This is a genomic window from Pseudomonas sp. Irchel 3E19 (assembly GCF_900187585.1).
Lineage (GTDB): Bacteria > Pseudomonadota > Gammaproteobacteria > Pseudomonadales > Pseudomonadaceae > Aquipseudomonas > Aquipseudomonas baetica.
Map to the genome: position 1 here is coordinate 30,788 of NZ_FYDT01000008.1, position 13,505 is coordinate 44,292.

10 protein-coding genes are annotated in these 13,505 nt (G+C 61.0%); 4 read left to right on the top strand and 6 right to left on the bottom strand.

The genetic code is table 11. The features are described 5' to 3' along the window. Positions 1 to 146: 146 nt before the first annotated feature. Both CKW18_RS07255 and CKW18_RS07260 read right to left on the bottom strand, forming a co-directional pair. The gene (locus tag CKW18_RS07255; protein WP_095188184.1) at positions 147 to 1,043 is read right to left on the bottom strand and encodes a PA4780 family RIO1-like protein kinase; all 897 of its coding nucleotides are present in this window, start codon (positions 1,041 to 1,043) and stop codon (positions 147 to 149) included. A gap of 342 nt (positions 1,044 to 1,385) precedes the next feature. Then, entirely contained in the window at positions 1,386 to 2,663 is a 1,278-nt protein-coding gene (locus CKW18_RS07260; RefSeq protein WP_095188186.1) for an acetyl-CoA C-acetyltransferase, read from the bottom strand. A 256-nt stretch (positions 2,664 to 2,919) separates the two neighbouring features. Here CKW18_RS07260 and CKW18_RS07265 point away from each other — a divergent pair, with 256 nt between their 5' ends. The 4 genes from CKW18_RS07265 to CKW18_RS07280 all read left to right on the top strand — a co-directional run bounded on the left by CKW18_RS07265 (position 2,920) and on the right by CKW18_RS07280 (position 8,784). After that, positions 2,920 to 4,272 carry a 3-oxoacyl-ACP reductase gene (locus CKW18_RS07265; protein ID WP_095188188.1) on the top strand — a complete coding sequence of 451 codons (1,353 nt, stop codon included), beginning with the start codon at positions 2,920 to 2,922 and terminating at the stop codon, positions 4,270 to 4,272. 2 nt (positions 4,273 to 4,274) lie between these two features. Further along, positions 4,275 to 5,129, top strand: a complete 855-nt coding sequence (locus tag CKW18_RS07270) for a MaoC/PaaZ C-terminal domain-containing protein (protein ID WP_095188190.1) — start codon at positions 4,275 to 4,277, stop codon at positions 5,127 to 5,129. A gap of 302 nt (positions 5,130 to 5,431) precedes the next feature. Then, the gene (locus tag CKW18_RS07275; protein ID WP_095188192.1) at positions 5,432 to 6,979 is read left to right on the top strand and encodes a collagen-like triple helix repeat-containing protein; all 1,548 of its coding nucleotides are present in this window, start codon (positions 5,432 to 5,434) and stop codon (positions 6,977 to 6,979) included. A 134-nt stretch (positions 6,980 to 7,113) separates the two neighbouring features. Next, positions 7,114 to 8,784 (top strand): ShlB/FhaC/HecB family hemolysin secretion/activation protein, encoded by a 1,671-nt coding sequence (locus tag CKW18_RS07280; RefSeq protein WP_095188193.1) that lies wholly within the window; start codon positions 7,114 to 7,116, stop codon positions 8,782 to 8,784. A 118-nt stretch (positions 8,785 to 8,902) separates the two neighbouring features. Here CKW18_RS07280 and CKW18_RS07285 read toward each other — a convergent pair whose 3' ends face one another. The 4 genes from CKW18_RS07285 to CKW18_RS07300 all read right to left on the bottom strand — a co-directional run bounded on the left by CKW18_RS07285 (position 8,903) and on the right by CKW18_RS07300 (position 13,501). Next, positions 8,903 to 11,284: an autotransporter outer membrane beta-barrel domain-containing protein gene (locus tag CKW18_RS07285; RefSeq protein ID WP_095188195.1), complete on the bottom strand. Its 2,382-nt coding sequence runs from the start codon at positions 11,282 to 11,284 to the stop codon at positions 8,903 to 8,905. Between the two features lie 303 nt (positions 11,285 to 11,587). Next, positions 11,588 to 11,950 (bottom strand): DUF6124 family protein, encoded by a 363-nt coding sequence (locus CKW18_RS07290; protein WP_095188197.1) that lies wholly within the window; start codon positions 11,948 to 11,950, stop codon positions 11,588 to 11,590. A gap of 571 nt (positions 11,951 to 12,521) precedes the next feature. Continuing rightward, positions 12,522 to 12,800, bottom strand: coding sequence for a DUF3613 domain-containing protein (locus CKW18_RS07295; protein WP_095188199.1), 279 nt, complete (start codon positions 12,798 to 12,800; stop codon positions 12,522 to 12,524). Positions 12,801 to 12,811: 11 nt separating this feature from the next. Further along, positions 12,812 to 13,501, bottom strand: coding sequence for a tetratricopeptide repeat protein (locus CKW18_RS07300; RefSeq protein WP_095188200.1), 690 nt, complete (start codon positions 13,499 to 13,501; stop codon positions 12,812 to 12,814). Positions 13,502 to 13,505: the final 4 nt, after the last annotated feature.

Here is a 13,505-nt window from a genome sequence, read left to right on the forward strand (position 1 = left end):
TGCCAGCGATAGCGGTGGTTCAGCATTAAGAGGTGTATTGGATGTACAGGCCCTTTCGCTGGCAAGCCAGCTCCCACAATGATTTGTGGTGCTGTCGAAATCCGGGCACAAAAAACCCGGCCGAAGCCGGGTTTCTGTTCAAGCGATCATTGCATCCACGGTGGCGGTGGTGGCTCCTCTGACTTGCCTTTCGGCTCGTCATCCGCCGCACGAATCGCTTGTTTGCGTTCTTCGTCCAGACGGGCGGCTTCGATTTCGCGCAGCACCCCGCCGACATCGGCCAGATCTTCCGGTTCGTCGAATTCGCCGGTCAGCACGCTGGCCGGGTGCAAGGTACCGGCTTCGTACAGCGCCCACATTTCCTTGGCGTACTTGGTCTTCTTCAACTCCGGTGCAAAGCGACCGAAGTACGAAGCCATGTTACCAACGTCACGCTCGAGCATGCTGAACGCGTGGTTATTGCCCGCCGCGTCGACCGCTTGCGGCAGGTCGATGATCACCGGCCCGGTCGGTGTCAGCAGCACGTTGAACTCGGAGAGGTCACCGTGCACCAGACCGGTACACAACATCAGCACGATCTGCGAAATCAGGAACGCGTGATACTCGCGCGCCTGATCCGGCTCCAGCACCACGTCGTTCAGGCGCGGCGCGGCATCGCCGAATTCGTCGGCCACCAGTTCCATCAACAGCACGCCGTCGAGGAAGTCATAAGGTTTTGGCACCCGAACACCGGCACCGGCCAGACGGAACAGCGCCGCCACTTCGGCGTTCTGCCAGGCGTCCTCGGTCTCTTTGCGACCGAACTTGGAGCCCTTGGCCATTGCGCGAGCCTGTCGGCTGTTGCGCACCTTGCGGCCTTCCTGATACTCGGCCGCCTGGCGGAAACTGCGTTTGTTCGCCTCCTTGTAGACCTTTGCGCAACGTAACTGATTGCCGCAGCGCACCACATATACAGCTGCTTCTTTACCACTCATCAGTGGGCGCAGCACTTCGTCGACCAGACCGTCTTCGATCAGGGGTTCAATGCGTTTTGGAGTCTTCATCAGCTTTTATTGTGGGTCCTTTATTACCAAACACGCGAATGTCACTCGTTATACGGCAATCCTCGCTTTACGGGGAGGGGGTACCGACCTGTGAACCTTGTGAATGCACACACTGTGCCGAAAAAATTGACCGCTGCGAATCATAGCCGAGGCGGTCGTGAATGTTGGTAAATGGTGTTGAGGGCATTTGCGACAGAATCTGACATTGGCCTGTAAGCGTCCTTGAACATGCCCGCATAAACCTGTGGGAGCTGGCTTGCCAGCGATGGCGATATCCCAGTCAATAAAAATATTGAATCTGATGGCCTCATCGCGGGCAAGCCCGCTCCCACAGGATCCGATTTATCTTTCAATGATCGCGGTGACGCCTTGGCCGCCGGCGGCGCAGATCGAGATCAGCCCGCGCCCCTTGCCCGCCGCATCCAGCAGTTTGGCCAGGTTCGCGACAATCCGCCCACCCGTCGCGGCAAACGGATGCCCCGCCGCCAGCGAACTGCCTTTCACATTAAGCCGGCTGCGGTCGATCGAACCCAGTGGCGCCTCCAGCCCCAGTCGGGTTTTGCAGTAATCCGGATCTTCCCAGGCCTTGAGCGTGCATAAAACCTGCGCCGCGAACGCCTCGTGAATTTCGTAATAGTCGAAATCCTGCAAGGTCAGGCCGTTGCGCGCCAACAATCTCGGTACCGCATACACCGGCGCCATCAGCAGGCCTTCGGCGCCGTTGACGAAATCCACCGCCGCCGCTTCGCCATCGCGCAGGTAGGCGAGGATCGGCAAGCCACGCTCTTTCGCCCATTCCTCACTGCCGAGCAGCACCACGGAGGCACCGTCGGTCAGGGGCGTGGAGTTGCCCGCGGTCAGCGTGCCTTTGGCGCTTTTTTCGAACGCCGGTTTCAGCGCGGCGAGTTTTTCCAGGGTCAGGTCCGGGCGCAGATTGTTGTCACGGGTCAGGCCGAGGAACGGCGTCATCAGATCGTTGTGCCAGCCTTCGCCATAAGACGCGGCCAGTTTGTGATGACTTTCGAGGGCTAATTGATCCTGATCTTCGCGCGCAATATTCCAGGTCTGCGCCATCAACTCGCAGTGCTGGCCCATCGACAGGCCCGTGCGCGCTTCGCCGTTGCGCGGAAAATCCGGGATCAGGTGTTGCGGGCGCAGTTGCAGAAAAGTCTTGAGCTTTTCACCGGTGGTCTTGGCGCGGTTGGCTTGCAGGAGGATTTTGCGCAGGCCTTCGCTGACGCCGATCGGCGCGTCGGAGGTGGTGTCGACGCCGCCAGCGATGCCGCAATCGATCTGGCCAAGGGCGATTTTGTTGGCCACCAGCAACGCGGCTTCAAGGCCGGTGCCGCAGGCTTGCTGGATGTCATAGGCCGGGGTGGCCGGTGACAGGCGCGAGCCGAGCACGCACTCGCGGGTCAGATTCATATCCCGTGACAATTTAAGCACCGCACCCGTCACCACCTCGCCGATGCGCTGGCCGTGCAGGTTGTAGCGTTCGATCAGGCCTTCGAGGGCTGCGGTGAGCATCGCCTGATTGCTGGCCGCGGCGTAAGGGCCATTGGAACGGGCGAAGGGAATACGGTTACCGCCGATGATCGCGACGCGGCGCAGCTGACTCATGAAAAACTCCTTGTGAAATGTCTGACCTGAAACCTTTCCCTGTGGGAGCGGGCTTGCTCGCGAATGCGGTGTGTCAGTCGCCGGATTTGTTGGCTGGCATACCGCATTCGCGAGCAAGCCCGCTCCCACAAGGTCCGCATTTATCTGCAAGACCTGCTAAACCTCAGTGTTCTAGCGTAGGCCTTATTGCGTGGATCGAACGATTGTTTGCCGTTGGCAGTCCACACTTTGAACCCCAACTTTTGGAGAGCGTTCCATGTCTGACCGCTATATCGACTTCGCCAACTCGTCCATCGGCCATCGTCTGGTCGGGGCACTGGGCCTGCCGTCGCCGGTGCGACTGGAGCGCTGGCAGGCCGGGCGCCTGCGGCCGGTGGAAGGTGCGCTGCTGATCGGTGGGGGGCCGCTGGCCGAACGCGTCAGTGTTTTCGCCAACCGTTTGACCGACGGCATTTACCGCTACGGCGAGCAACCGGCGACGGCCACCGAATGGATTCCCGGCCTCGGGCCGAAACTCAAAGCGGTGGTATTCGACGCCAGTGATCTGCAGCACACCGACCAACTCAAACAGCTGCGCGAGTTCTTCCAGCCGTTGATGAAGAATCTTGAGCACAGTGCCCACTTGGTAATTCTCGGCCGTGCGCCGGAAACCCTGCGCGATCCCTTCGCGGCGAGTGCACAATGGGCGCTGGAAGGTTTCTCCCGGTCGCTGGCCAAGGAATTGCGCAGCGGCGGTACACTGCAACTGATCTATGTCGGCGAAGGCGCCGAAGATCAACTCGAAGGCCCGCTGCGGTTTTTCCTCTCGCCGAAAAGTGCCTTCGTGTCCGGGCAAGTGATTCGCCTCACTGCGTGTGCGACACCCGTGACCGACTGGACCCGACCACTGGCCGGACGCAAGGCGCTGGTCACCGGCGCGGCGCGTGGTATCGGCGCATCAATTGCCGAAACGCTGGCGCGCGATGGCGCCGAGGTGATTCTGCTCGACGTGCCACCGGCCAAGACCGATCTCGAAGCCCTCGCTGCACGTCTTGGCGGGCGCAGCATCACCCTCGATATCTGCGCCGAAGACGCCGCCACACAACTGATCGAGCAGCTGCCGGACGGCCTCGACATTCTCGTGCACAACGCCGGGATCACCCGCGACAAGACCCTGGCCAACATGACTCCGGAATTCTGGGACGCGGTGCTGGCGGTCAACCTCAATGCCCCGCAAGTGCTGACCAAAGCGCTACTCGATAGCGGCACCTTGCACGACAACGCGCGGGTAATTCTGCTGGCGTCGATCAGCGGCATCGCCGGTAACCGCGGGCAAACCAACTACGCCGCGAGCAAGGCCGGGTTGATCGGCCTGGCCCAAGCCTGGGCGCCGACGCTGCTGGACCGCGGCATCAGCATCAACGCCGTGGCACCGGGGTTCATCGAAACCCAGATGACCGCGCACATTCCGTTTGGCCTGCGTGAAGCCGGGCGGCGCATGAGTTCACTGGGCCAGGGTGGCTTGCCGCAAGACGTCGCCGAAGCCGTCGCGTGGCTGGCGCAACCGGGCACTGGCGCATTCACCGGGCAGGCGCTGCGGGTCTGTGGACAAAGTGTTCTGGGGGCTTAGGCATGAGTATCGAATGGCACATACTGGATCGCCAACCGAGCCTGCCCGGGTTGTATGCGCGGGCGGCCACTCGACGCAAGATCACCGGCACGCAACTGCCCGACAGCGGCTTACGCTGCTGGGTAGATGTCGACGGTAAACGCCTGGCGGAGTATCGCAAGGTCTGCGGTTTTGCCGACGACGGGCTGTTGCCACCGACTTATCCACACATCCTCGCGTTTGCCTTGCAGATGCAATTGCTCACGGCGAAGGATTTTCCGTTCCCGCTGCTGGGGCTGATTCATCTGAGCAACCGCATTCGCGTGCTGCGGCCGATGGGCGGGATCAGCCGGGCGCAAGTCAGCGTGCGCGTGCAAAACCTGCAAGCGCACCCCAAGGGCGCGACGTTCGATCTGCTGACCACCCTCGATGATCAGCTCGGGCCCCTTTGGGAAGCCGAAAGTCAGATGCTCTGTCGCGGGGTGAAACTTGACGGCGAGCCAGTCGAGAAAGACTGGCAGCCGAACCAGGCCCTGGTGGAGTTGACCCAGTGGAAAGCCCCGGCAGACATCGGCCGGCAATACGCCAAGGTGTCTGGCGACTACAACCCGATCCACTTGAGTGCGGCCAGCGCCAAGTTGTTCGGCCTTTCCACGGCCATCGCTCACGGTTTATGGAACAAGGCGCGCACGCTCGCGGCGCTGGCGGATCATTTGCCCAAGGCCAATCTGGAGATCACCGTGCACTTTCGCAAGCCGGTGCGGTTGCCAAGCGAGGTGACGTTGTTGGCAAGTGCGGCGGGCTCCAGTGGAGAGTTGCGGCTGGTGGGTGCGGGGGATCTGGAACATATGGTGGGTCGCTGGCAGCCGATCGCCTGACCTCACGGGCCCGGGAAAACTCGTAAATTGTGTATATAACTTAAGTTTTCCCGCAGCCCGCCCCTCTCCTGCACAAAACACCCGGCCTTGACTCTCAAGGCTTTTTTTTCCCTTCTATACCTTGGGTATTAGTCCTTAGGCACAGCGCAACGCCTTATATATAAAGGCGTTAATACCAACTTGAGAATGGCGTGAATGCGCCCCCGGATCGAGATTGACACCACGGACGAGGCATCACCGACAACAGATCGGCGAGCCATCGAAAACGACGAATGTTGTGACAGGTGCAAGGAATCTCGATCATGAAAACTCAAGACGTGTGGTGCAAATCGGCAATCGCTCTGGCATTGATTCTCTCCCTCGGCCTCACCGGTTGCAGCAGCGGCGGTGGCGGTCACAAAAGCAGTTCCGGGAGTTCTTCGCCAACCAGCAGCGCTGGCACCGACGGCACTGGCGGCACTGGCGGAACCGCAGGCACCGGTGGCACTGCAGGTACAGGTGGTACAGGCGGCACCGGCGGCACCGATCCGACCAATCCAACCAATCCGACTGACCCTACAGATCCGACCAACCCAACCAACCCAACCACCCCGGCACTGGTGACTACCACCCTTGTCCAGGATGTCGGTAACACCGTCAGCGGCGTCGGCGATGGCGTTGGTCAGATTGGCGATTCCCTGAGCACCGTGCCTGTGGTCGGTGGCGTGGTGCAGAGCGTGGCCAATACTACCGGCAACGTGGTGACCACTCTGGGCGATGGTGTCGCCGATGGCATCGGCAAGCTGGCAACCGACCCGAAAGGCCTGACCACCACCGTGGCCTCCGTCGGTAGCGTCGTAACGGACGTCGGCGATGGCGTGTCGGACCTCAGCGGCAAACTTTCGACCGCTACCAGCAGCGTTCCAGTGGTCGGCGGCGTAGTCACCAAAGTGGCTCCGGTGCTTGATGGTGTCGGGGAAAAAGTCACCATGCTTGGCGATACCCTCAACACCACCCTCAGCAATGGTCCAACCAGCCAACTGACCAACAAAGTCGGCAGCAGTCTGGTGCCGGTGATCGCCATGGTTGAAAGCACCACCGACAAAATCGGCGATGCCACCGGTCTGGGCGACCCACTCAAAGGCGTGATCCAGAAAGTCGGCAGCACCGTCGACGGTGTCGGCGACAAAGTGACTGACTCCGGTAACGGCAATGCGCTGACCAACACCCTCGGTGGCGCACTGAGCAATACCGGTACGGCGGTCGGCAAGGCGGGTGGGCTGGTGTCCAACGGTACGGGGTCAGGCACTGGCGGTATCGGCGGCGGCCTCGGTGGGGGCTTGGGCGGTACGGGTCTGCTGCAAACCGTCGGCGGCGCAGTGGTCAACGTTGGTTCGGGCTTGAACGCCGGTAACACCAATGGTGTGGTCAGTGCCGGTGGCGTCACTGCAGGTGGGCTTGGCAATACCATCGCGTCACTGAATACCGTTCTGGGTGGTTCGGGCACTCCGATCACCTCCAGCACCACGCCGTTGGCCGCACTCGGCAACAACGTCGGCGGCGCACTGAACCCGGTCACCAGCGCGGTCACCAGCCTGACGCAACAAGTCGGTGCCGCAACGGGCCTGGGCAGTCCTGTGGCCAGCCTCTCCGGCCAGGCCGGTAGCGCGGTGAGCAACCTCGGTGGCGCGATTGCTGCCACCAACAACCCGGTCACTACCGCTGTCGGTGGCCTGGTCACTAACGTCGGCGGCACCGTCGCAGCGGTCGGCGGTCTGGCGAACGGTGGCACCGCAACTGGCGGCGCCACTGGCGGTCTGGGCGGCGTGCTCGGTGGCCTGACCGGCGCCTTGGGAGGCACTCAACGCTAAATTGCACCTGGCCGATTCGACGGCCTTACATACAGCGCCTACGCTTGGTTGAGGGCGGAAGATTCCCACGAGTCTTCCGCTTTTTTCTTAGGAAAAATTCAGCCCTGCGCTTTGATCTGACCATGGAGTGTCCTATGCGCGTTATGGCATCCCTGCTGTGCCTCAGTCTCAGTTCCGCCGCCCTCGCCGACACCCTGCCCAGCTTTCTCAACAGCAACGAAACCATCCGCAACCTGCCCGTGCCCAACCTGCCGGCCGACGCCTATCGCCCGGCTGCGACGCCGCTGCAAGTTCCGGATCCTGGTGCGGCTGCCGCGCAGCCGTTGCTGATGGAGACCAAAGTCAATCTGAAGACCGTGCAGATCGAAGGCGGCACGATCTATCCGCTCAACGAACTGGCCGAAGTCTACAAGCCGTTGATCGGTCGCCAGACCAGCCTCGCCGATCTGATCGAAGCCACGCGCAACATCACCCGTCGCTATCAACAGGACGGCTACCTGCTGTCGTACGCCTTCCTGCCGCAACAGACATTCGATGACGGGGTGGCGCGGGTCGTGCTGGTGGAAGGTTACGTTCGCGACATTCAGATGCAAGGCGACGTCGGCCGGGTCAAAGGCCTGCTCGACAAACTCGCGGCGAAAATCCAGGCCGAGCGACCGCTGACCCGCAAGACGTTCGAGCGCTACACCACGCTGATGACACGCATTCCCGGCGTGACCATCCAGGCGCAGGTACCGCCGCCCGGCACCACCGACGGCGCCACGACATTGGTCGCGCAAGCCAGTCGCAAACCGTTCACCAGCACGCTGAGCACCACCGAAGACAACCGCAACGGCACGCAAGCTTTACTCGGTGTGAGCAGCAACTCGCAGACGTCCATGGGCGAGCAATTGACCCTCAGCGGGCTGTTTCCGCCGGGTGACGACAAAGAACATTACTACCGCCTCGACTACAGCCAGTTCCTCGATAGCGAAGGTACGCAACTGGCCCTGTCCGCCTCCCGCTACCGCGCCGACCCCGGCACCAATGTGTTGCTCGACAATGGCCTGCAACTCAAGCCGCACCGAGAGAACGACCGCTATTCGATCGGCTTCAGCCTGCCGCTGATTGCCGCGTCCAACGAACTGCTGACGGCCGGTTCACGGCTCTACGCGGTCAATGACAAAACGCGCTACAGCGTTATCGGCTACCCATTGAGCGTCGAGGAACGCACCGACATCCGCGCCCTCGCTTTCGAAAGTGACTGGCGCAAGGCCGACGCCCGGCAACTGCGCATCCTCAGCGGCGGCGTGTACCAAGGGCTGGACAGCATGGGGGCGAAGACCAACAACAGCGCCATCGACCTGGACTTCTTCCGTGTGCGGCTGTCCGGCGTGCAAAGCGACAAGTTCTTCGACAACTGGCAAGGCGTACTGTCGGCAGCCTTGTACTGGAGCGACGACACCTTGCCAGAGAGCGAGCGTGCGGTGTTCGGCGGGCAGAATTTCGGTCGCGGTTACCCCGACGATCAGGCGTCCGGCGACAAGGGCTGGGGGGTGGCTTACGAGGTCAACTACAGCTTCAACCGCGACGGCAATTGGGTGCGCATCCTGCAACCGTACGTGGTGCTTGATCGCTCGCGCAGTTGGTTCAATGAATTGCCGGTGCAGGCCAACAATCTGTCTTCGGCCGCGATCGGCCTGCGCTTTGGTGACGCCAAGTACTACAACATTGCGCTGGAGGCGGCGAAGGCGATGTCGGATGAAGCGCTGGACACGTTCAATCGGCGGACGCGGTACAGCATCAGTTTCAGCTATCAGCTCTAGGGATGTCGCAGCCTGACAGACCGCCTTCGCGAGCAGGCTCGCTCCCACATTTGAAATGCACTTAATATGTGGGAGCGAGCCTGCTCGCGAAGAACGATAACGCGGTATCGAGGCAGGATCAGAACGCGTAACGTACCTTCGCCGAGAAGCCATCGGCGTCAAACCCGCTGGCCGTCACGTAGTTGTAGGAGCCGCCCACACTCCAGGCGCCCATGCGGTAGTTGGCGCCCAGGCCCAATTCATAGCTGTCACTCACCGGCGTGGTCCCGCGACTGGTGAACGAATCGCCGCCCAGTACAAACGCAGATTGGGTGGCTACTTTATCGCCGATCACGTCGTGCCAGGCCATCAGCTTCGCCTCGGGCTCAAGACTGCCCGCGCCGACTGCAAACGCAGCAGCCAGGCGCGCGCCCATGCCCAACTCACCGACTTCGTAACGCTGGCTGCCGACATTCAACGCCGCCGAACTGCCCTTCTCGCGGTACGATTCCATCTTCACATTGGCGTAGCGTGCGCCGACCTGCGGCTCAAGTACCACATCCGGCATCAAGCGCAGGCTGTAACCGGCCAAGGCACTCACGCCAAACACATCACTGTCGTAATCAGCCTTGGCCCGGGTGCCGGCGATGTAACGCTTGGACTCGCTGTCGTTCCAGCCGTACATCAACGAGGTGTCGACGAACCAGTTGTCATGCGCCCAGTTGCCGTACACGGTCAGCGCGTGGCCAGTCACTTTGGTCTTGCTGCCCAGGTCCGATTTCACATCGGTGTCGAGGTAGCTGTAGGCCAGGCCCACTGCGGTATCGGCGTTCAACTGACCATCGGCACCCACAGCAATCCCGTGGCTGTCGGCGTCATAACCGGCCACCCCACGGCGCTCGTCCTGATTGGCGTCGTTGCTCAAGGCTTGCAGCCACACGCCTTTTTCGGTCGAGCCAGTAGCATTGCGCGCGCGGCTGGAGCGCTCGTTGATCACGCCGGAGACCAGCGTCTGGCTGTTGGTGGCGGCATGCAGCACGCCCCGGCTGACATCCGGACTGAGGGACTCGGACAGACGCGCCAGTTGCGCATCGGTGCTGGCGTTGGCGAAAGCCTGGAACACCGGGTCCTGCTCGTCGATTCGCGACATGACACTGGAGAAGCGCCCAATGGCTGTTGCCGCGTTGTGACTACCGCCGACCGCCAGAGTGTTATTGGCCAGCACCTCACTCGACTTGGCCGTCACCACTGTCGTGATGTCGTTACCCGTGACACCGAAACTCTTCACATCCAGCAGCGCCGAAGAGGACGTCACGGTCAGGTTGTTGCCGCCGATCAAATTACCCGAACTGATCAACGTGTAACGCGTGCCGCCCGGGGTCACGCGAAAATCACTGGAGCGTGCGAGTAACCGCAGTTGCGCGCCCGGTGCAATATCGCTAGTACCGGTGACCTTCAACACTGGCAGCGCCGGGTTGGTGTCGTTGCCCAGGTACATCTCCAGCACCGAGTTGGCTTCCTCCATGTCGAAGTCGCCGATGATCGTGGTGTGAGGCTTCACCAGGGTCAGCGTGCCCTCTTCGATCGTGACGTAGCCGGACTTGATGATTGATCCGTCAAACACCGCATCGCCGTCGATTTTCACCCCGGTCAGCCCCAGCAGATCACCCTTCACAGTGCCGCCGAAGAAATCGAAATAGCTTTCGCCGTCATCGATCTGAATGGCTGCTTTCCCCCCCTCGATCAAACCGTTCAGTTGGTAAATGCTCAAAGGACTGCCACCGGCCGCTTGGCCGCTGACGTGCACGCCGATGGACTCGCCGGAAATCGTGCCGCTGTTGCTCAACAACAATTGCCCGGAGCCTGATGGGCTGACACCCTCTAGCACCAGCGCCTCAGCGTTGGTCCCGGTGGCGCGGACAGTGCCGGAGTTGTTTATCCCGCTATTGAGCGTGGCACCGTCGAGAAACAAACCCAGTGCATCGGTGCCACTGGCGCTGATCATGCCACTGTTGCTGACTCCGGAAAGACTGGTTTGCACCAGCATCACACCGGTGGACGTCGCCCCGCTAATGTCGATGCTGCCGCTATTGCTCAGGGAGTTACCCAACTCACTGTTAATCACGGAGATACCCGTTGAGGTTCCCACCCCGGTCAATCCGTGCACAGCAATCGAGCCATCGTTGATCAGCGCGAACTGAATTTTGCTTTTCACAGCCCCCGAGTCACCGAGACTGATACCGACACCGTGGGTGGCGCCATCAATGCGGATGCTGTCGTTGTTACGCAACTGCCGTGCGCTCAACCCTTTGAACTGAGCGCCAAACGTCAGCCCCGGCGCCGCCACGGGCGAGGCATTGAGATTGCCGTGCAAATCGACCAGGCCGGTGGTGTTGAGCAGGTTGCTGTCCAATGGTGTGCTGCTGATGTCGTAATCAATATCGGCGACAGCGGTGCCGGTGTGCAAAGCGGCGGCAATGGAAAGCGCCAGCAAGGAGTGGCGCAAGCGAGTGGTATTCAACGTGATTCCCTTCCAAAACATGAAAAACAGTTTCAGCAGGGTTCACATCGTTACTCAGGCATCCCTACCGGCCCACCAGACCATCTGATTCGGGCGCGGCGAAATCTACACGAGCCATCATTTCGACACCATCAAATTGTCAATGATATGGCGTCAATTTTCAGGTACCCATGCATGCAGTCTGTGCGAGAAGAGGCGACTGGGCGGGCCTCTTCGCGAGCAGGCTCGCTCCCACATTTGGAATGCAACCTCCTGTGGGAGCGAGCCTGCTCGCGAAGAACGATGACGCGGTGATCCTGTGAATCAGGTCTGTGGGTCAACCTGATCCAGCGCGCGGTTCACCGCCAGTTCGGCGAGCATGACCATCTGCTGGATCCCCAGCACGGTGCTGCGTTGCGAGCCGCTCAGCTCATTGGCGAAGTTACTCGCCGCCGTGCCGGCACTGGCCAGTGATTCGCTGGCATGGGCGAGCAGGCTTTCGGTGTCGACACTCGGATTGACCAGGAACATGGTGCTCGGCTGGCGCGGTTTGACGGGATTGGGACAGAGGTAGAAATCGAGCGCGCGCTTGATGGCTTCGCGGTTTTTCGTCTGTTCATCGGCGCGGATGGCGTCGGTGAGTGGGGTGGGGGTTTCGAGGGGTGGATCGGGAATTAGCTTGTCCATTAAAACAATTCTCCACAGTTGTCTGCGCCATCCTTTGCCATTCTCACGGGGCTTGGGGTGGCAGCTATATGCGGGGTGAGAATACCGGTTATGGACACCCGGCCAGACCGAGGTCTGCCCGCACACAGCCGCCATGACGCATACCGACAGCGGATAGGCTGGCGGCGATTATGCGTGCACAGATACTGAATGACCATAAGTTGCCGGGTTCTCACACCCCATCGCTGAGATGTCAGCGACCGCCCAAGACTAGTGAGCGCACGTCCGACGGACAACCTGAAAATCTTGTGGGACGGTTCCGGCAATTCCACACACACTTAAACATCCCGAATTGAAATCCCCCCCATGCAAGAGCCATGCAGTCCACATAAAACGGGTTGGCTGAGCGGGCCCCTTCGGGAGCAAGCCCCCTCCCACACTGGAATGCATTTCAGTCTGTGTGAGGGACCTTGCTGCCTGGTTGGAGTGCAATCCAGTGGGATTGACTTGGACCTCTGGATGAAATGCATTCCAGTGTGGGAGGGGGCTTGCTCCCGAAGAACGATGACGCGGTGTGTCTGCTGAAAAATTGTCAGCCCCCGCCCCCCGACCCACTGTCGACCTTGCCGCCCTGATCCTGATCGAAAAACTGCGGGATCTCATGCTGGTAACTTTTCAGCCAGCGCTGCATGGCCAGTTCACGTTCCGTCGGGGTGGCTGTCTGTACTGTCGGCGAGGCAACTTTGTTGCGGCTCTGCAGCAACAGCCAGCCTTCGGTTTCCTGTTGCTGGGCCGAAGCCGGGCCGGCGTCGATGGCGTGGCTGGTCAACGGCAAAGCCAGCAAGCCAAAACAAAAAATGGCAGTTTTCATCGCAGCTCTCCTTACTTGAGCATCGCCGTGACGGCGACGCTGGCGCGGCTCGGCGCCTTGAGTTTTTCCGCGCGGCCCTGCGCTTCGCTAAATTGCGCCGGGCTCAGGCCCAGGCGACTGACCAGTTCAGCGGCACGGTTCCAGTCGTCCTGATAGAGCAACAGCGTCACCAGATTCAGCGCCGCCAGTTGATCGCTTTGCTTGAGCTCCATGGCGGTGAGGAATTCGAAGCGTGCGTCTTCGATGCGCAGTTGATTGAGGTAAACCACCCCGAGATCGTTGCGGATTTTTTCGTCGGTCGGTGCCAACCGCGCCGCACGTTGCAGGTGCGCCTGCGCCTGACCGTAATCGGACTTGGCCGCCGCGAGTTGGCCCAGACCATGTTCGGCCTCAGCGGCCAGGCAGCTGCCGAGCAAGCTGCGATACAACGGCTCGGCTTCGCTGCGACCCAGCAAGCGGTAAACCTTGGCCTTGCGCAAACGCACATCGGCAAGGTTGTCCGGCAGGCTTTGCAGGTTGGCCAGGCTGGCGTGGAGCTTGCCGTCTTTGGCCATGTCGTCGGCAAGGTTCAGCGACAGTTGTTGATCGGAACTGAGCTTGCCGCAACTGGCGTTGCGGGTCAGCGCCTCCCAGGGGTTCTGCCCGGTGCTGGCACAGCCACCGAGCAACAACAAACATGCACCGGCAATCATTGCTTTCATCACC